Genomic DNA, 19,650 nt, shown 5'->3' with positions numbered 1-19,650 from the left:
TGACAGCGCGGAACCTCTCGGCTGGACGATTGACCCCTCGGACAGCCTGGTGAATCGATACTGCGCCCTGCTCGGCATGAACGATCCGCTGAGCTATTTCCTGGGGAATTACAACCGTTTCAGTTATCTTTCGGGAAGATTCACCGGAATGAATCTCCTTTCTGTGACCGATACCCCGCAAACCCTTATCGTGGAAGTGGATTCCAGGGCGGTGCCGTCGTTCGGCGCAAACGGCTTCATGGTCAGGAGAAGTGCAATTGAGGGGCTATCCTGGAAACCGTACTATTTCGATATCGATGTATTCCACGAAATGGTATCCGCCGGTCATAACCGTATCGCGGTCATGAAAACGGACATCCACCATCTCTACTGCGACAGCATCGCCACCTTCCGGCGCAAGCAGGCCCGCCGGATAAGAGATTTCTTTCACCATTCGAAGGGGAAAAGGCGAAGTTACGATTACGGGAAAATCCCGGCCTGGAGATACGCCTGGTTCGTGCTGGCGACTGTCACCGTGGTCCCGCTCATCTGGCAGTCTCTGCGCGGTTACCTGAAAAAACCGGACAGCGCCTGGTGGTTTCATCCCCTGGCATGCTGGATAACTCTCTGGGAGTACGGCCGCGGTACGCTGGCCTCCCTTTTTAGAACTGCCGAGTACGACCGGGGGGAATGGAAACAGTGAGAAGAGAAGAAGACAGAATAAAGAGAAATAATGAAGAATGAATACAATAGTCAAAATCCAACGCAGTTTTTTTCCTTGGACTTTGGACTTCAGGTTGTTTTTACTTTAAAGTCGGATTCCTTTCCATATACTCTTTTTTTAATCTTGTAAGATAATCCGGCAAAAAGTATTATTGTATAACATATTGTTAAATATAGAAATAACTCTTGACAACATGCAAGTAAATACATATATTGAGGCATAGAACATGCACCCGATTCAGGAGGATTTTCTGACCATGCACTATGCCAAAGACCATCGTACCGGATACCTGTTCGACCTTTCCGATGAGGAGGCGCATAATACGCTCTTGTTCCGGTTTTTATCTGTGTGCTTGATAATTCTTTTTTGCCGTACCATCTTGTAAATCCTGTCAAAAAAGTAGATTTCAATGAGTTCGGCAACAGCTATTGCCCGCTCACTCATATGCATTTTTTCTGCGGATAAAACCATGTACCTGCGCGATTATCTCCATGACATACCACTGAAGGCTCTGAAAAGCATAGCGTGTTCGCTGGGAATTACAGTGGAATACGAGGCCAGGATCAAGCTCATGAACGCCATTGACCGGGCTTTCTGGGACGGCGCACTGGGTATCCGATTATTGAATTCCCTGACCGAGGAAGAGAGGAGAGTGCTTTCACTCATTGCATTCTCCTATGATGCCGGTGTACACGAGAGCGCGCTGGCAAAAAAACTGGAGAAAATATCCGGAACCCGCCGCCGCGAGTTGGAAGAGATTCTTAAAAAGCTGGTCAGCTATGCCCTCATTGGGGGGATACGGGATAAAGATCCCCTGTTTTTCTGTCTGCGCGGCAATTCGGAAACGATTCGGAAGACCATAATCGGGGGATTCCTGGCGCCTCCGGAGCCTGCTGTACCTGTTCCTCCCTCATCAATTCCAACACTCATGGAGGATATCATTGCCTTTCTGGCTGAGGCGTACCGTGAGGAGCTGCCTCTTACCCTGAAGGGACGGTTGAAACGAACCTGTCTCGAACGGATTTTCACCGGTTCTACCACCGGCGGCGATGCTCCTCAATTCTTTTCCCCGGATAACCGTGATGCACTGGCAATAGATTATCTCCGGGAAAGAGGTCTTCTGGTTTTCGACTATCGTTACGCCCGGGCGTCCTCCCTTCTAGGCGGCTGGCTGGAGATGACAGTCACCGAAAGGACCCAGGATGCGGCCTCATTCACACTCACCCGTATTCTGTCCGATTCATCAACCATCGTTCCGTTTGTCGGCATCCTGGGGGAGATTCCCGCAGGAACGGAGATCGATCCCTCAGATTTTGCCTCTATGCTCCATACGGGTACTATGGCGGCAGGAGGCTACGCCCGCCTTCAGGGAAAGATAACGCAGATGCTCAGTGTATTCGCTTCCCTGGGATTGTTAATTTTCAGGAACGGTAAGTTTATCCTGACTTTCGCCGGGGAGCGGTTTTCACGGGGTGATGTGCTGCCCTTTGAAAGGAATGAGTCCGATTTATTTACCCTTCAGCCCAATTTCGAGGTCATTGCCGGGCCTGAACTCAATCTCCGGGTGCGGTTCATCCTGGAGCTCCTGAGCAGCCGCAAAAACCGCGATGTGATCATTACCCATAGTGTGAACCGGGGCGGGGTAGCCAGGGCAAGAGAGCGGGGAATGAGTACCGGTGAAGTGGTAGAATTCTTTCGCCGTCATTCTCGGACGCCGCTCCCGCAAAATGTGCAGTTTTCCCTGGAAACCTGGGCCAAAGCCTACGGAAGCATCTACTTTGAACCGGTCATGCTCATGCGCTTCCAGGACCCCGAAACTTGCCGGAACGTCCTGCATATACCGGAAATCGCGCCCTATATAAAAGAGAGACTTTCTGAAACCGCACTCGTTGTGTCGTCGGAGCGAATATCCATTCTTACTGCAATTCTCAAGCGCACGGGCTACCTGCCGGAGGTGTATGGAGAGTCGGTTGCTGATACGGCGCGATCGGGAGAGCCCTATGCTCCACAGAGCATATCAACTATCCTTGCCCGGTACACCATGCCTGAAATCCATCGGAATTTCTTTTTCCCCGAGGATGCACCACCCTCGGAAAAAGGCATCGAAGAAGTTCATTCGAAGGAAAAACAATCCGGGAGAAGCGGATCATGGTGAAACTTTCCGGGTTTTTCTGCATCATCCGGCCGGGGAATGTCCTGGTATGCGCCCTGTCTGTATTCTCCGGCGGCCTCCTGGGGGAAAAGCCGCTGGAAAGGTTGTCCGGTTTCTTCCCTTCGCTGGAAACCGGCCTCGATTCCTGGGCGGCGCGGCTGCTCTGCGCGGCTGTCTCAGCCTCCCTGATCCTCGCGGCGGGAAATGTGTTGAACGATGTCCGCGACCTTGACACCGACCGGATAAACGCTCCCCACCGCCCTCTTCCTTCCGGAATGCTCACCGGAACGGAAGCATGCATTTTGGCGGCGCTTCTCGCAATCGCCGGTCTTCTTTTGGCCATTCCTCTTGGAAGCACGGGTATGAAAATTGCCTTCTCCGCCGCGGCGATCCTCACCTTCTATGACCTGAAACTGAAACGTATTCCCTTGGCAGGCAATCTGGCGGTCGCCTTCCTCGGGGGGCTGGCATTTGCCTACGGGGGCTTTGCCGGATTTTCTCTGTTACAATCCCTTATACCGGCAATTTTCGCCTTCCTGTTTCACCTTGGGAGAGAGCTGGTGAAAGATGCCGCCGATGAGCGGGGCGACGCTTTCTCCAAAATCAAGACTGCCGCGACACTATGGGGAGTAAGAGCCGCTTTGCTCCTTTCGGCGCTGGTGTTTACTGTCCTGGCGGTGGTGGTGGTTCTCCCGGCCGTTTACCTTTGGTTCGGGCGCGGCTACCTGGCCATGATAGCGCTCGGAGTCTGGCCGGTGCTCATCCATGTAATGGTTTCTTCGCTGCGAAACCCTTCGGAAGATAATCTGCGGCGGCTGGCGGCGCTGTTAAAACTGGACATGCCGGTGGGGGTGATGGCGGTTCTGGCCGGATTCCAGGGGTGGTGAGATAAAGCCCAAAGCCCGAAGTAAAAGACTATCTGAACCGCAAATACCTGTCAGGAATGAGTATGAATCAGATGGCATATGCCGCAATCAGGTTTACGCCGAATCGAGGCTTTTTTCCCCGCTTTGTCATCAGCTTTTACCGCTATGTGAGCGCTTCCGGGGCCGTGGCAGCTTTCGCATCCGACTTTCGCTTGATCGGGCGTCGTTTCCTCACCCTTAAACCCGCCCGGCTGCCCATAACCGGTAGTATGACATGGCAGGCAGGACTTTTCTTCACCTTTTTCTTTCAGGGCTTTATACCGCGCCGTGTCTTTGATGATGTCGTATGCTTTGTTATGCTTATTATTTTTAAAGCTGTTAACCTGTTTGTCGTGACATTGAGAGAGACAACTGCTGTTGCCTGCATATATGGCCCTTTTCTCCGCGAGGGATTGCGTAAGTGTATCGGAAACACATAATGCCATGATAATTAAGGAAATTAACGATAATAATACTGCCTTCATTGGCAACGCTCCTTGTAATATTTTTCGGCTCTTCTCAAAATTAGTCAGTAAATTTTTACATTTGCTTTGCATACTTACCACGGAGCAGGCGGTCGAATTTTTCACGTTTGGTCATTCTGACTTCTGACTTCTGTACTCTGTATTCTTGTTTTTTGGATCCTCTCCCACCAGTTCCATACCAAGGATGTATTTCGAAGGTCCTGCCGGGTAAAGATCGAAACGCCCGGTCAGCCACTCCCCCACCGCTTTCAATCCTTCATCCTCCCAGGCGACTGATTCGACTTCCAACTCGAGGACACGCCCTGTTCCTCCCGGACCGCTGAATGTCACATCGTCAAATGCCATCTCGAACCGTGGTATCCCTTGCTTGGAAAGCACGATAATACGCCGGTTGTTGGTCACAGAAAGAGTAACGGTCAGTGATGCATTTCCGATGTATTTTCTCATCTCCTGCACAGGAGGAATATCCGGGAGATGACCTTGTGTAATATCTGCCGGTTTGGAGTCAGTTCGAGCTTCTATTTCCACCCTGTGGTAAAAGTCCCCGCCTTTTCTTCCCGGGGCTTTGAATGTGAGAACAGAATGTTTTTTCTCTTCACGGAGACGGAAAACAACCTTTGCCTGGAGCAGGCAGCGGTCGGGCGTGTCGAAATAGGTGTCCCGATGACGGTGAATACCGGTGTCCCGGGCGGCGTAGGCAGCAATTTCCCGGAGAGTAGCAATCCGGGAAAATATTGATTTATCTCTGACCGTATATTTCAGCTCGGATTCAAAAGCCATATCCGCCTCGAAAATAAAAAAGTCCAAAGTCCAAAGAAAAAATCTTTTCGGTTATGTCGTTAAGTCAGCAACATATAGTAAATAAGAAAAATTGAGTGCTCCTGTGTCTTTAAAGATCCCCCCTGCCTTCGGCATCCCCCCTTCGTAAGGGGGGAATTTAGTAAGAGGATTCTGTAAAATCCTAATAAATGTTTACATAGTACCAGGCACAATTTTCTTTTTCCCCCCTTAATAAGGGGGGTTAGGGGGGATTACCCTTTTCAGAATATCATTTTTAGCTTACTTAACACCATACCCGGAAAAAATCTTTTATTCTGTCTTCTGTCTTCTGTATTCTTTTCCAAATGTCTTCTCACCAGCATCCGGAATGCCTCTCCGCGCCCTTCATAGTTATTGAACATGTCATATGAGGCGCATCCCGGAGAGAGGAGCACTACATCTCCCGATCGTGCCCGGCTGAGACAAGCGGAAAAAGCTTCTTTAAGGTTCCGGTAAACAGTCGAATCCACTCCGGCTTTTTTCAGGGATTTCCCGATCTTATGAGCGGTAACCCCGATAAGAGCAACCCATTGAACTTTTCCCGCTATTCCTTGAGCCATAGCATCAAAGGAAACTCCCTTGTCATATCCGCCCAGTATCGGAATTACAGGAGAATCGAACGCGTTTACCCCGGCTGCAGCCGCCTCCGGGGTGGTGGCTTTGGAATCGTTGAAAAACCGTACGCCGTTTCTCTCGCCCACCAGTTCCAGGCGGTGGGGGACGCCCCGGAAATCCGCCAGTCCCTGTGCAATATGCTCTGCCTCGACTCCCATGGCCAGAGCGCAGGCCGAGGCCGCCAGTGCATTGAGAATGTTATGCCTCCCCGGAATAAGGAGCTTTCCCGAATCAAAAATATTTCTTGTTTTCCCGGCCGTCCGATTCGTTATCCAACCTTCTTCAAGAGTCACCCCGGCGCCCGGCAAATCAGTCCCTGCCCAGAGAATACTTCCCCTGGCCCGGCGTTCCATACCGGAAGAGCCTGAATCGTCGCGGATGAGTACGGCGATGTCCCCCGGACCCTGGTGGTCAAGTATTCTACCCTTGGTGTTACGGTATTCCTCAAAGGAGCCGTGACGGTCGAGATGGTTGGGCATGATGTTGAGAATTGCGGCGATATGAGGGCTCCATGCCATTTCATCCAGCCATTCGATCTGAAAAGAGGAAATTTCGAGCACTACCATTTCATCCGGAGTTATTTCGGGCAATTCTCCCAATAGAGATCGCCCGATGTTTCCGCCCACACGGAACGGCCGGTTGGTATGCCGAAGAATGGATTCGAGCATGGAAACCGTGGTGGTCTTGCCGTTCGATCCGGTGACGCCGCATATCGGGGCCGGACAGCGTTCCACGAAAAGACCGATTTCCGTACGGAGGGGAATCCCGGCCTCACGGGCTGCCAGCACGTACTCTGAATTGCGCGGAACCGCCGGACTGACCACCACCAGGTCGGTATCGGTGAAATCAGCCATCTCGTGCCTGCCCAGGACAAACCCAATGTCCAGCCCACTGAGCGCGGTAATCGAACCTGCAAGCTCGCGCTCGTCCTTGAGGTCGGTCACTGTGACCCTGGCGCCGAGACCGGCCAGGAAAGAAGCCGCGCCGACACCACCCCCGAAGCTTCCCAGCCCCATGACAGTGACCCGTTTGTTAAAAAAATCTGTTTCGCGGTTCATGGTTCCCTTAAAATCAGGTAAAAGGTGGAGGTTATTCCGACCTTGGCAGCAGCAAAGAATCAGTCCATGTCAATGTGGATGATGGAAGTATGGGAGATCTAAATCAGTATCTCCATGGTCGTTGTGCACAGTGTATAATCGCCAAGATACTGACACGGTTCTCTGATATTTTGTAGATGAGACGATAGGATCTTACCAATAATTCCCGTATCGATTCCTCGCTGAATTCCGGAACGACCTGACCTCGTTCAGCAAATCCAGAAAGGGAAATGGCTGTTTCTTTCATTTCCTCGATAAACGCAGCCGCATAGTATGCAGAATCCCTGGCAATGTAATCGGCGATTTCTTCCACATCATCCCATGCAGGATTCGTCCATACTACTTCTCTGTCCATTTGGCCATCCGCCGTTCCGCTTCCTCACGGGAAAACACCTTACCCCGTTCTGCCGCTTCGAGACCCTTCTGGACCTTTTGACGAACATAGATATGGTATTGTATATCTTCAAGCGAAGCGTTCTCGGGAAGAGTATCGAGCAGATTGCGAATCTCTTCTTTTGGGGTTTTCATTCGTAGTATCCTCCTTAACTATTTTACATATAAGTGGCCGCATGATTATCAGGCATTCTTCTGATAATGAGAAGTATATATATCAATAACCTGTCTAATCATTTTTTGATATGATGTATGATGCTTTTGCGCTTCTTTCTTGAAAAACTCTACACTCGATTTTTTCAGGGAGATTGTTATCTTCACGTTTTCTTCATGTAAGACCAACTGATCCGGGGAAGGGAGAAAATCTTTAATGATTCTCAATTCACCCAGCGGTTCATCAGCATATTTTATTCTGTTCTTCATAGATATTTCTCCCTTTTCTCCAATATCCTGCACCATAGATCATAAAAATCCTATAAAGGTATTGTTTCCCCTCGTCCATGAGCCGCAAGCGCTTCATCGCCAAGCCGGTCGAGGATGTGTTCGGACTCCGCAAACATCCGGTACCATCTTTTCTCCGCATCGAGTTCTTCCAGCAACCATTTCGCCAAAGCGTTTTGTTCTATTTCCGGAAGGTCTGAGGCCTTTTTGAATGCCTTTTCCAGCAATTTCGTCATGATTCACCTCATGCGGTTTCATTCCAACGATGCGTGGCGTTCCAGATGACGGTACAATTTTCATTGCGAGGCCAAAAAAACCGCCGATAATAGCCAAGATGGGTTTCAATTTCTTCTGGATGGGATCGACATCGACCCCAAAAATCTCCAATGTTGTCGCTACAAGCAGGAACAATGAACCCTTCGGCGCAAAAATAACAGGGCAGGGAAAAGAGCCTTCCAATCCATCGATCTGAAAGTCACAAAAGCCGAGCAGCCTTGTATCCTGCCGTCCGTCGGCAAGAATCAGATTACGTTTCGCGGATGGTTCAACCCCTATCCTTTCCAGGTAATCCTCAGGGATGAAGGAATACAGCGCCCCTGTATCCACCCAGAATTCCTCTTCAATAAAACGATCTGGATACTTGCTGTTGGAAACCTTTACCTTTTTTTTGAACATGCCCATGTCAGTTTCTCCTCTCATAATATCACTCTCCGGCATCCTGTCAAGATTGTATTTCCTGCAGGCAGTCTCCTCTTGCTACGCACCCAACCTCAAGCTTTACAGTGTTTCGGCGTTTTTCGAAATGTTCTCTAATTTTGTTTCCGTCTATGAAAAAAGCAGGATGAAGCCGGTTCAGAGGATGATCGGTTCATATTTCGTTTTCATGATAATTAGGAGCATATCATGGGGTCGGATTCGGAAAAACCGAGAATATCGAGAGCTGAAGGGGACAGTTCCGGAACCTTTTCCCGGGAAGGATCATGCTGTGCAGAATCCAGCTTAATCAGAGGCATTGTCTCTTCCTTTTCAGACGGAAAAAGTTCTCTTTTCGGAAACGGCTTTTCGGTAAAAATATACTAGAAAAACTGCGCTCACAACAAAAATTATGAGGCTCAAAATCTGATTCTGTGAAAGACCGAGCACCTGCATGCTCTCCTCGTAGTACCGGAAGAAATCGATCGTAAATCTTCCAGCCGAATAAAGCATGAAATACATGAGGGCTGTGAACCCGTCAAATTTTTTAAACCGCTCCAGCCATAGAAGGAGACCGAAAATAACAAGCCCAGCCAGGGAATTATAAAGCTGGGTGGGGTGAATGGGAGCGCCGGGGAAATATGCTCCGGCCGCACTTGAATCAGGAAAAATAATCCCGAACGGCGAATGGGTCGGATGGCCGAAACAGCATCCGTTCAGAAAACATCCTATTCTGGTAAAGGATTCTCCAAGCGCGATGGAAGGACCCATGATATCCAGATACTTGAGCAGATTCAGGTTATAGGAACGGAGATATAGTACTGCCGTTATGGTGGCGAGAATCAGCCCCCCCAGGAAAATGAGCCCGCTGATGCCAACCTGGCCGTCGGAACCGACCGGCCAGAACATTCTTTTGAATTCTATCAAAAGACGCTCGAACAGGGGATAGGATTCGCCGGCTCTGAACTCGCTGAAATGGGTAATTATATAGTAGATTCGCGCGCCAAGGAGTGAAGAGATCACCAGCCATACCGAAAGGTTAAAAACATGGTCGGGATTCTCTCCCATTTTCTTTGCCCGCCAGGCGGCAAACAGGATTCCGGCGAAAAAGCCTATGGCGAGCATAAGCCCGTAACCCCTGACAGCGAAGGGACCGATGGAAAAAATGATTGGATGCATGGAATATCCTTTAAAATTCGTGACGGTTCACACTGAAATTCAAAAGAAGCCCGACCATGACAGCGTTGGACAGGCACGATGAGCCCCCATAGGACAGGAACGGAAGCGGGATTCCGGTGACCGGCATGATTCCGATAGCCATACCGACATTCACATATACATGGAATATGAACACGGTGGATATCCCGATCGCGGCGAGCGACATAAAGGGATTCCTGATAGATGAGGCAATCCTGATCCCCCGGTAGGCGATGTAAGAAATAATGCCGATGATAATCACTGCGCCGATAAATCCCAGTTCTTCACCGATCACTGCAAAAATGAAATCGGTATGAGACCGCGGAAGAAACCCGAGTTCAGTATATTTCCCGTTTCCGATGCCCTTTCCGATGATTCCGCCGGACCCGATCGCCACCTTGGAGTGGATAATCTGGTAACCGGCGCCCAGGGGATCGGCTTCGGGTTTGATGAATGTGGTTATCCGCTCCTGCTGGTAAGGCTTTAAACAATTAAAGGCAATGGGAGTTGCAATCCCGGCGAGGATGTTGGCGCTGATGACCAGCCCCATGCCGGTAAGAGTCTGGCGTGTATAGTAGAGCACCCCAAGGAGAAAGAACATGAATATGACCCAGGTCACCCAGTTAAACCAGGGGATGAATGGAGCTGCAAAGATCGCGGAGAGTATCGGCGCAAGCAGAAAGAAAAGACGAAGACTGTCCAGACCGGCCCAGTAGAGCATGGGGAAAATCAGGGCGCAGAAAACCATGGATGTTCCCAGGTCCGGCTGCAGGAGCACCATCCCCATGGGAAAGAGAATCAAAAGGGCCGGGATAAGGCATTTGACATAGGTGGTCGGCTTGTTTTTCTTGAAAGACATGTAACGCGCCAGGGCCAATATGACCGCCACTTTCATGAATTCGGAGGGCTGGAACCGGAGCGGCCCGAACTTAAGCCAGCGCTCGGAACCTCCTGCGGAGGAGCCGAACAAATCCACCAGAATCAGGCAGAAAAACATGAGAACGTAGAAGATATAGGCGAAAGCATAGATGTATTTAACCGGAATGTGAATGATGACCGCCATGATTCCGATGGAGATCAGCGCCCAGGCGATCTGCTTTATCCATATAAGCGAGGATTCGACATTCTCCCCACGGCTTGCGCTGTGGATCATGACCACACCGATGAGGAGGATAAGAAGGACTGCGATCGCCAGTCCACGGTCCAGGCTTCTGTCCAGTATCTTGCTCATTGGTTGGCAGCCGCCGAAATTTCCATGGCATGGTTGAAATACTCATCAAGCATTCTCTTCACAATTATCACTGCCCGGGAAGGAACCATATCCCCGGCATTTTCAGCCACGCAGGCCACTGCAATGGTGGGATTATCATAGGGTGCGAATCCGACAAAAATCTTATGATCGGCGCCGTGCGGATTCTGCGCAGTGCCGGTTTTACCTGCAATGAGATGCCCGGTAATCTGCATGGACCGTGCGGTGCCTTGCTCTACCACTCCGAGCATTCCTCTTCTTACTACATCGAACGATTCCGGCGAGATTCCGATAACTCTTTCCGGCTTGGCCCCTTGTCCCAGAATCAGGTGAGGAGTCGTTTTGACCCCCGCGGTTGCGATTATTCCCACATAGCGGACAAGCTGCAGGAGCGTCACATCATTTTCCCCCTGTCCGATGGCCAGATTCAGCATGATCCCAGGCGAATAATACTTTCTTGTTTCTTTATAATAATCCAGAGTGGGAAGCCGCCCCTTTGCTTCCCCTTCCAGATCGACCCCCGTTATCTCTCCGATCCCCAGAATTTTAGCCATGGTTTGCCAGTGCTCGATTCCGACTTTGTATCCCAGTTGGTAAAAATACACATTGCAGGAATTGGTTATCGCGTCCGACATGTTGAGAGAACCGTGCCCTCCGGCTTTCCAGCATTTGAACGGCCGCCCTCCGAACGAATAGGAACCGTGGCAGGCGGAAAACCTGGTCTGCTCACCGAACCCGCTTTCCAGACCGGCAAGCGCGGTCAGAGGTTTGAATGTGGAGCCAGGCGGATAGGTAGCCTGTATCGCACGGTTGAAAAGAGGTTTGCGGGGATCATTGAACAGGGAGTCAACCCTTCCCGCGGTCATAACATGAGTGAATTCGTTGGGGTCGTAATTCGGCAGTGAGAGCATGGCAAGGATTTCACCATTCCTTGGATCGATGGCAACCAAAGCCCCCAGTACAGTGTCTCCGAAGGCCTGTTCCGCCGCCATCTGCAAACGCATATCGATGGTGAGCCAGATGCTCTTCCCGGCTTCGGGTGGATCCGGTTTGATTTCCTTGGAATCTTTCAGAATCCGGTTAAGGTAATTCTTTTCCTGGAATTTGGTGCCGTTCTTTCCCTTGAGCATGCTTTCATAGCGCTGCTCAAGGCCGTCCCTGCCTATCGACTGGCCATAATAGTATCCCTTGCTTCCCAGTTCGTTGAATTCATTCTGGTTCAGTTCCCCCATATACCCGATCACGTGACTGGCAAGAAGACCGTTGGGATAGCTCCGACGCTGATCGATTTCACTATCCAGGCCGGGCAATTCACTCTTGTGTTCCTCCACGATCGAAAGCAGCTTGAAATTGGCGTCCTTAAACAGCTTCACCGGAGTATGTATCTTTTTACGGCGGGTATCCTTTACTTTCTGGATGAGTTCATCCGGCGGAAAACCGCAAAATGAAGCCAGGAGAGGGATGCTTTTTTCGACCTTTTTGCCTTCCATGGGATCCATGGTAATGGAATAGCTCAAACCGTTTTCGGCAAAAACCAAACCGTTCCGATCCAGGATGGAGCCGCGCGGCGCCTCGACCACCACACGGTTCAGCCGGGTAAGATCGGACATGATACTGAAATCGCTCCCGTGGAGAACCTGCAGCTGGAACAGCCGGAGGACCAGTACAAACATCATTCCGAAACACAGCGCCAAAAGAGGCAGAAGCCTTCTCTGGCCGATCCTATCTTCGGCCTGTGGTGAGTTCCCGAACAATTTTCAAACCTCCACTGACAACCCATCCGTAAGCGGCGACAAACAGAAATGCGAGTATAGAAGTATACAGCGCGCCGGGCAGGCTGTTTTTTACAAACAATTTCAAGAGCAAAGAAAAATCGAACGAGGTATAAAGCGAGAGATACAACAGGTCATGAACCATACAGGCTGCCAGAGTCAACAGGGTTTTGACCGAATAATTCTCCACTGTCAGGGTTTCTTTCACTATGCCGAGGGCAAAACCCATGAGAGACATGATGAAAGAGTTGAATCCCAAAAACTCAGGAGTGTATACATCCTGAATGAACCCGATAAAAAATCCATAGAGTATACTTTCCGCAGGCTCCGCACTGCCGGCAATAAAAATAAGGACCAGCAGGGCCAGGTCCGGTCTGGCGCCGAAAATATCCATGCGGCCGAACAGGGTTGATTGAACCAGAAGCGCAACAATGATGAGGAGTATGTTTCTGACGGTGTTAATATTCACCTCTTTGTCCATATCCGCCGCTACTGAAGAGTGGGCCTTAAGAAGGAGCCTCCCTGACCGCCGTCATTCCATATATCGGCATGCTCCGACCCTTTGAGAATGAAAAGTTCATGAATCCGTGAAAAATCAACAGCCGGCTCGACATTGATGCTCGCGTAAATCTCCACCTCCCTGATGGGGAGCCTGCCTACAGTACCGATGAGAATTCCGCGCGGGAAAACCCCGCCGTCGCCGGTGGTATACACCTTCTGTCCCGGTTTCACATCGTTGATGAGAGGAAGGCCGTACATCTTGAGATACCTACCGCCGTCCCAGCTGATGATGCCGAACGACTCCTCGTTTTCCACCATCGCGGAGATTCTGGATTTGACATCGGCGATGATCAGCACGCTGGACGAGGTGGAATATACCTCGTAAATCCGCCCCACCAGGCCATCGGCGGTGACACAGGCCATATTTTTCTTAACACCGTCTTTTTGACCGGCATTAAGGATCAATGAGTTGACCACACGGTCCATATCACGGCCGACTACAGTGGCGGCGATGACGGAATAGGAATTCTTTTCCTTCAGTTCCAGGAGCTTGCGGAGACGTTCGTTTTCCTTGACCGCCAGGATATTCCGGTTGACCTGGTCGGACAGATCGAGATTCTGAAGCCTCAGGCGGCGGTTATCCCGCCAGAGGTCGAGCATGTAGATTCCCCAGGAAAAGGTGAACCGTCCCGTATTCAGGATGGCAGTTGTGACCGTTCGGGCAAAGTGGGTCTTGATGCTCTCGCCCATGAGCATCATAGAGACAGACAGGAAGATGGTTACAAACAGCGCCACGGGCCTTCTGTGCTCCGTGATAAACTGGAGAATCCGCCTCATGGATCAATACAGAACCTTTCTGTATGCTGCTATATTATCAAGAATAATGCCGGTACCCCGTACTACGCAGGTTAGGGGGTCTTCCGCTATATGGACCGGAAGGCTTGTTTCTTCACGGAGATGCTTGTCGAATCCGCGGAGGAGGGCGCCGCCGCCGGTGAGAATGATACCCCGGTCGAGAATATCAGCCGCCACCTCGGGAGGAGTTCTTTCCAGAGACAGCATAACAGCATCGGTGATCTGATTCAGGGAATCGGCGATGGCTTCCCTGATCTCGACAGAGCTGATGGTGATGGTTCTGGGGATGGCCGCCACAAGGTCGCGGCCGCGTACCTGGGTTTCCAATTCCTGATCGAGTTTGCAGGCGCTGCCGATTTCTTTTTTTATCTGTTCGGCGGTGCGCTCTCCGACAAGGAGGTTGTAGTTCTTTTTCAGGTACTGGACAATGGCTTCATCGAGCTTGTCCCCTCCGATGCGGATGGATGTCGCGCCGTTCACAATGCCGGAGAGGGCGATAACCGCGATTTCCGAGGTTCCGCCGCCCACATCGATGATCATGGTTCCCATCGGCTCGTGCACATTGATCCCAACCCCGATTGCGCCGGCCATCGGTTCGGTGACCAGGTACACCTCACGGGCATTGACACGTTCCGCGGAAAGCCGGACCGCCCGTTTCTCCACTTCGGTAATCCCGGAGGGGACGCCGATCACAATCCTCGGCCGTACAAGGAGGCGGCTTTTAATCACCCGTTTGAGAAAAATCCGGAGCATCTCCTCGGTGATCTCGAAATCGGCGATTACACCTTCACGGAGCGGGCGCACGGTGGCAATATCACCGGGAGTCCTTCCCACCATCTCCTTCGCCTGGTGGCCGACCGCCAGCACTTTCCTCGACTTGGTTTCCACCGATACGATGGACGGCTCGTTTACCACTATTCCCTCGCCCCGAACATAGATCAATATATTGGCAGTACCGAGATCTATTCCGATATCGCTGGACATGAAACCGCTCATGAAACCCATAATTCATTCTCCATAACCAAAATCATGTTAATGCAAAAAATGCCGCATCCCGGTAAAAACCATGGACACGCCAAGCTCGTCGGCGGCGGCGATTACCTCGTCATCCTTCGACGATCCGCCCGGCTGCACGATAAACCGTATCCCAATCGCGGCCGCCTCACGGACTGTATCGTCAAACGGGAAAAACGCATCGGAGGCCAGAACAGCCGAGGCCATTCCAGAGCGAATCCATTCCTCGCGATCGCCTCCCGGTTTTGTTTCATCATAGGCATGTTCCAGATTCTCTCTCGCCTTGGCAGCCGCAAGTTTTCTCAAGCTGTCCACACGGTTCGGCTGCCCCGCTCCCATTCCGAGAACATGGCAGTATCCCGGCTCATACTCCTCGCAGAGGACTATGGCATTGGACTTGGTGTTCTTGCAGGCAATCATGGAGAATTCGGCGAGCTTCCCCATGGAGTCGGGGAATGCTTTCACCGTAACTGACTCCCACCTTGCAAAAAGCTCCCGGTCGGGATTCTGACGGAGCATTCCACCCAGAACCTGGCGGTACACCGGAGTTTCGGGACTGCCGATGGCCGGGATATCCAGTTTCAGGAGCATGATATTCTTCTTCCTGCCCAGCGCTTCACGGGCTTCTTCGGTGAAATCGGGGGCGATGATGCTCTCCACCATCCTGCCCTTCAAAAACTCGGCCGCTTCGCCATCGAACACTCCGGTGCAGGCGATCACCGAGCCGAAAGCGCTGATCCGGTCGCCGTCCCAGGCGGCTTTCAGCGCTGCGCCTATCGTCCGTCCGGTGGCCAGTCCGCAGGGATTGGTGTGTTTGATCACCGAAACCGCTGGCAGTGGTGAAAAATCCTTGACCGCCATGATTGCCGCGGTCAGATCAATATAATTGTTGTATGAGAGCTGTTTTCCCCAGATCTGCTCCGCTGTTCCCAGGTTTGGATACGGAAGAGACTCGTCGAGGAAGAATTTTGCCTTCTGGTGCCAGTTCTCGCCGTAGCGGAGTTCAACTCCTTTGGTATATTTGAGACGGAGAACATTTTCCCCCAGGAAATGCTGCGAAAGAAATGTGTCTATCGCCGCATCGTAATCGGCGGTGTGACGGAACACCTTGGCGGCCAGGTACTGCCGGGTTCGGTCGGAGAGCCTGCCTTCCGCCTTAAGCTCGGCAATAACCGGTTCATAGTCGACCGGGTCGCAGACTGCTGCGACATACCGGCAGTTCTTCGCCGCGCTCCGCAGCATGGTCGGTCCGCCGATATCTATATTCTCTATGGCCTCTTCCAGGGATACATCCTCCCGGGCGACCGTTTTTTCAAAAGGATAGAGATTCACTGCCACCAGGTCGATAAAATCGATTCCGTTCTCACGGAGCTGACGGAGATGCTCTTCAGAATCACGGACAGCCAAAAGCCCGCCATGCACCTTGGGATGCAGGGTTTTGACCCGGCCATCGAGAATCTCTGGAAATCCGGTTACCTGGTCGATGGGAGTCACCGCGACCCCAGCCTCTTTCAGAGACCGTGCAGTGCCCCCGGTTGAAATGATCCGTACTCCCATTTCGGAAAGCGCACGGGCGAATTCCACTACTCCGGTTTTATCGGACACGCTGATCAGGGCGTTCCCGATCCCGATTTTCTGTTCCACTACCAATCCCCTTTTAAATTAAAGCCCCAAAACTACAGCCCCCTAAATCCCCCAATGGGGGACTTAAAAGACTGAAAGACAAAGAGTAACAATTTTTTTGCTAATTATATAGCACTTACATGTTATTTACCATGTTAAGTCCCCCTTCGGGGGATTTAGGGGGCTGCCTTCCCCAAGTAGGCGAGATGAATCATGGTTCAGATTTCTTTCCCAAAAGAAGATCTCTTGCTTCACGGTATTTTTCCAGGGTCTTTCGGATAATCTCCTCCGGGAGGGCTGGCGCCGGAGGAGTTTTATCCCAGTCGAGCGTTTCCAGGTAATCCCGCACGAACTGCTTGTCGAACGAGGGTTGAGGACCGCCGGGACAGTAAGAAGCGCGCGGCCAGAACCGTGAGGAATCCGGAGAGAGGATTTCATCGATCAGAATGGTTTTCCCGTTCACCCGGCCGAATTCGAACTTGGTGTCCGCGATTATGATATTTCTGGTTTCCGCATAAACCCGCGCCTTCTCATACACGGCAAGCGAGAGATCGCGTATTTCCGCAGCGAGTTTTCGGCCTGTCATTTCCTCCACCACCGCGAAACCGACATTCAGGTCATGACCGGAGTCCGCCTTGGTCGAAGGGGTGAAAATATTTTCGGGAAGCTTCTGTGACTCCATCAGGCCGGAAGGGAGCTTTATACCGCAAATAGCTCCGGTTTGACGGTATTCCTTCCAGCCGCTTCCGGAAAGGTAGCCGCGAACGATGCATTCCACATCGATGCGTTCAGCCTTCCGTACGATCATGGAGCGGCCGTCGAGAAGGTCACGGTATGAGCGGAGGAATTCAGGGTATTCTTCGACACGTGAAGCGACCAGGTGATTGGGAACGATGCCGCTCACCAGGTCAAACCAGAAAAGGGACATTTCGGTAAGGATTTCCCCTTTGCCGGGTATGCCGTTCGGCATGATGCAGTCGAATGCGCTGATACGGTCGGTGGCTATGATGAGGAGCCTGTCTCCCAGATCGTAAACATCGCGGACCTTTCCGCGCGCATAGAGGGGAACTCCCGGCAGGTTTGTGGAAGTTAGAGCGTTATCCAAGGAATCCTCCGAAAGAAAGACTTTATCCTGTAATGCTATTAGATAAGGTTAGTGATTAGTGATAGATGCCGAAACAAGTTCGGCATGACACGTGTCATCCTGAACTCGTTTCAGGATCTAAATTGCATTAACAGGCAATATTTTCAAAAATACTTATCAAATAACATAATCGGATAACTTTATCTGTTCAATGTAACCGATTCCTGCCAATAAGCTTTTTTATAATAGTATTTCGGAGGGATAAAAGCAATATCGGGTATCGTTTCAACCGTATTATTTTTTTGCCTCATATCCCGATGATTTTTCTCAGTGTTTTTTTCAACCGGTTATGCTTCTGGAAAAAACTTACCACCTTTTCACGGTCGACAATCTTGAACAGCTTGAAATACATTCGCTGCTTTCGCAGCTTCTCCGCATAATCCGGCAGTTTTTTTAAAAGATATACCAGTTCAACGGCAGTAAGTTTCTCACCCAGCGCCTCGGCTTTCGCCGCCCCCGCACGGAGGCAGGCCTCGACCTCATCGATACGGTCGAGCAGCTCAAATGTCCCGGTGACCATGGTGAAGTTGGCCCGTATGCCGAGAGAATGCGTGTATTCGATGAATTCGCCGATCTCACGGTAATTCGTGGCTTGGATGGCGAAGTTGGCGAGGATATCCCGAATACGGATTTCGCCCCTGTCTCTTTTTTCAACAAACCTTTTAAGATTTCTGAAAGTTTTTTCATACTTTGCGTTCACCCTTATCCCGGGATAGGTCTTTTCACTGCATGAATCCAGCGAGAAAGAAAACCATCCCAGCCTTAAATCTTCCAGCTTTTCCATCACCTTGTCATCCAGGAGCGACCCGTTGGTGATGGTTGAAAGGTGGATCTGGGGGTGTTTCCGTATCTCCTCGCCGAAAATCAAATCCCTCGATACTTTGCAGGCGAACGGCTCCCCTCCGAAAATGACAATCTCCTCCAGGAAAGGCATCAGCCGGTAGATATTCCGGTAATACCCTTCGCCGACCTCCTCCTTCAGCCCCTTGTCCAGATTACACATACGGCAGTCCAGGTTGCAGATGTTGCTGGGATGGATTTTCAGCCGGAGCGGGAATGCATCCGATACGAGTCTCTTTTCGGCGGCAGAGGCGATCACCTTTTCACAGTTTGAGCGGAATGCCTCGCTGAACCGGTCGTATTCCCACGGGTCATACGAATAGATATCTACAAAATCCGGCTCGAATTCCCGTTTCCGTATCAGCATGGGGCAGTCATCGGGACAGAACGCCCGGAATGTGCCGTCGGCAAAAGACCGCCGGATCTGGCGTATGGTATCATTGTTCCACAGGGGCATGATATCGGTATCGGAATTCTTCTTCACAATACCCAGGATGGAATTGATCCAGCAGCAGACCTGGTAGTCCCCGACCAGCGAACGCTCCTCCAGGCTGGTCCACGGCCTTATGCACATGACGGATTTGTCCGATTTCAACGATTGTATCTGAGCGCCGATGCTCCGGCTCATGCTTATCCTCTTGTATTCAAATGGGGAAAAAACCGGTGTTTGCCGGCAGGGAAGAGAATGTTAGTTTAAAATACTGTTTTTTTAAGGTATCTCCAAACAAAACGTTTGAAAGCCGGGAACGGTTTCACATTGAGCCTGGATGAATCTGCTTGCTTCACAGGCGAAAGTTCGCTATGGTTTTTTTAACTGGAATTTTGAGATAGATGCCGAAACGGTTGCTAAAAGATGCGCTGCGCTTGCATCGTTCCCGCAAAGCGGCAACAAGTCCGGCATGACAGGGTCATCCTGAACTCGTTTCAGGATCGATAAAAATATTATTCGGTTATGTCGTTAAGTCAGCAATTTACAGTAAATATGAGAAATGAGTGCTCCTGTGTCTTTAAAGATCCCCCCTGCCTTCGGCATCCCCCCTTAATAAGACGAGGGCGACAAAAGTAAAAAACTTTTATTCAACTTGAATGCATCAAAAGGTCTGTTAAAGGCGAACAGAGAACAGGACGGTTAAAAAGATAACAATGGAACCT

General features: G+C 50.9%; 21 protein-coding genes. 4 read left to right on the top strand and 17 right to left on the bottom strand.

What is annotated here, in order from left to right:
- From Q8O92_10870 to Q8O92_10855, 4 genes are all read left to right on the top strand, one after another.
- Positions 1-682: hypothetical protein (locus Q8O92_10870; protein MDP2983817.1), on the top strand; the 682-nt coding region annotated here is incomplete at its 5' end.
- Positions 683-929: 247 nt separating this feature from the next.
- Positions 930-1,088: a hypothetical protein gene (locus Q8O92_10865; protein MDP2983816.1), complete on the top strand. Its 159-nt coding sequence runs from the start codon at positions 930-932 to the stop codon at positions 1,086-1,088.
- A gap of 84 nt (positions 1,089-1,172) precedes the next feature.
- Positions 1,173-2,858, top strand: a complete 1,686-nt coding sequence (locus Q8O92_10860; GenBank protein MDP2983815.1) for a helicase-associated domain-containing protein — start codon at positions 1,173-1,175, stop codon at positions 2,856-2,858.
- Entirely contained in the window at positions 2,852-3,742 is an 891-nt protein-coding gene (locus tag Q8O92_10855) for a UbiA family prenyltransferase (protein ID MDP2983814.1), read from the top strand. The genes Q8O92_10860 and Q8O92_10855 overlap by 7 nt, the downstream gene beginning before the upstream one ends.
- A 50-nt stretch (positions 3,743-3,792) precedes the next feature.
- On the opposite strand, the gene Q8O92_10850 is transcribed toward Q8O92_10855, so the two are convergent.
- The 17 genes from Q8O92_10850 to Q8O92_10770 form a co-directional block, all read right to left on the bottom strand.
- Positions 3,793-4,245, bottom strand: coding sequence for a cytochrome c family protein (locus tag Q8O92_10850; GenBank protein MDP2983813.1), 453 nt, complete (start codon positions 4,243-4,245; stop codon positions 3,793-3,795).
- A 111-nt stretch (positions 4,246-4,356) separates the two neighbouring features.
- A complete protein-coding gene (locus tag Q8O92_10845) occupies positions 4,357-5,025 on the bottom strand; it encodes a CYTH domain-containing protein (GenBank protein ID MDP2983812.1) in 669 nt (222 codons plus the stop codon).
- A 260-nt stretch (positions 5,026-5,285) separates the two neighbouring features.
- Positions 5,286-6,737 carry a UDP-N-acetylmuramoyl-L-alanine--D-glutamate ligase gene (gene murD, locus Q8O92_10840; protein MDP2983811.1) on the bottom strand — a complete coding sequence of 484 codons (1,452 nt, stop codon included), beginning with the start codon at positions 6,735-6,737 and terminating at the stop codon, positions 5,286-5,288.
- A 103-nt stretch (positions 6,738-6,840) separates the two neighbouring features.
- Positions 6,841-7,131 (bottom strand): type II toxin-antitoxin system RelE/ParE family toxin, encoded by a 291-nt coding sequence (locus Q8O92_10835; protein MDP2983810.1) that lies wholly within the window; start codon positions 7,129-7,131, stop codon positions 6,841-6,843.
- The gene (locus Q8O92_10830; protein MDP2983809.1) at positions 7,116-7,304 is read right to left on the bottom strand and encodes a hypothetical protein; all 189 of its coding nucleotides are present in this window, start codon (positions 7,302-7,304) and stop codon (positions 7,116-7,118) included. Before Q8O92_10830 ends, Q8O92_10835 begins: the two co-directional genes overlap by 16 nt.
- Before the next feature lie 48 nt (positions 7,305-7,352).
- Positions 7,353-7,592, bottom strand: coding sequence for a CopG family transcriptional regulator (locus tag Q8O92_10825; GenBank protein ID MDP2983808.1), 240 nt, complete (start codon positions 7,590-7,592; stop codon positions 7,353-7,355).
- Between the two features lie 50 nt (positions 7,593-7,642).
- Positions 7,643-7,846: a hypothetical protein gene (locus Q8O92_10820; GenBank protein MDP2983807.1), complete on the bottom strand. Its 204-nt coding sequence runs from the start codon at positions 7,844-7,846 to the stop codon at positions 7,643-7,645.
- Between the two features lie 654 nt (positions 7,847-8,500).
- A complete protein-coding gene (locus Q8O92_10815) occupies positions 8,501-8,623 on the bottom strand; it encodes a hypothetical protein (GenBank protein MDP2983806.1) in 123 nt (40 codons plus the stop codon).
- A gap of 13 nt (positions 8,624-8,636) precedes the next feature.
- A complete protein-coding gene (lgt, locus tag Q8O92_10810; GenBank protein MDP2983805.1) occupies positions 8,637-9,482 on the bottom strand; it encodes a prolipoprotein diacylglyceryl transferase in 846 nt (281 codons plus the stop codon).
- A 10-nt stretch (positions 9,483-9,492) separates the two neighbouring features.
- Complete coding sequence (rodA, locus tag Q8O92_10805) at positions 9,493-10,731, bottom strand: rod shape-determining protein RodA (protein MDP2983804.1); 1,239 nt, start codon at positions 10,729-10,731, stop codon at positions 9,493-9,495.
- Positions 10,728-12,503 (bottom strand): penicillin-binding protein 2, encoded by a 1,776-nt coding sequence (gene mrdA / locus Q8O92_10800; protein ID MDP2983803.1) that lies wholly within the window; start codon positions 12,501-12,503, stop codon positions 10,728-10,730. Before mrdA ends, rodA begins: the two co-directional genes overlap by 4 nt.
- Positions 12,472-12,990, bottom strand: coding sequence for a rod shape-determining protein MreD (mreD, locus tag Q8O92_10795; protein ID MDP2983802.1), 519 nt, complete (start codon positions 12,988-12,990; stop codon positions 12,472-12,474). The genes mrdA and mreD overlap by 32 nt, the downstream gene beginning before the upstream one ends.
- A gap of 20 nt (positions 12,991-13,010) precedes the next feature.
- Positions 13,011-13,817: a rod shape-determining protein MreC gene (gene mreC / locus Q8O92_10790; GenBank protein ID MDP2983801.1), complete on the bottom strand. Its 807-nt coding sequence runs from the start codon at positions 13,815-13,817 to the stop codon at positions 13,011-13,013.
- 45 nt (positions 13,818-13,862) lie between these two features.
- Complete coding sequence (locus Q8O92_10785; protein ID MDP2983800.1) at positions 13,863-14,882, bottom strand: rod shape-determining protein; 1,020 nt, start codon at positions 14,880-14,882, stop codon at positions 13,863-13,865.
- 27 nt (positions 14,883-14,909) lie between these two features.
- The gene (gene purH, locus Q8O92_10780; GenBank protein MDP2983799.1) at positions 14,910-16,535 is read right to left on the bottom strand and encodes a bifunctional phosphoribosylaminoimidazolecarboxamide formyltransferase/IMP cyclohydrolase; all 1,626 of its coding nucleotides are present in this window, start codon (positions 16,533-16,535) and stop codon (positions 14,910-14,912) included.
- A 190-nt stretch (positions 16,536-16,725) separates the two neighbouring features.
- Positions 16,726-17,619 carry a phosphoribosylaminoimidazolesuccinocarboxamide synthase gene (locus Q8O92_10775; GenBank protein ID MDP2983798.1) on the bottom strand — a complete coding sequence of 298 codons (894 nt, stop codon included), beginning with the start codon at positions 17,617-17,619 and terminating at the stop codon, positions 16,726-16,728.
- A 286-nt stretch (positions 17,620-17,905) separates the two neighbouring features.
- On the bottom strand, positions 17,906-19,126 hold the full coding sequence (locus Q8O92_10770) for a radical SAM protein (GenBank protein ID MDP2983797.1): 1,221 nt from the start codon (positions 19,124-19,126) through the stop codon (positions 17,906-17,908).
- Positions 19,127-19,650 lie beyond the last annotated feature (524 nt).

It is taken from the genome of Candidatus Latescibacter sp. (assembly GCA_030692375.1).
In the GTDB taxonomy this organism is placed as follows: Bacteria; Latescibacterota; Latescibacteria; order Latescibacterales; family Latescibacteraceae; genus JAUYCD01.
Note: the sequence above shows the minus strand (reverse complement) of the source record. Positions and strands in the feature narration are given on the sequence as shown.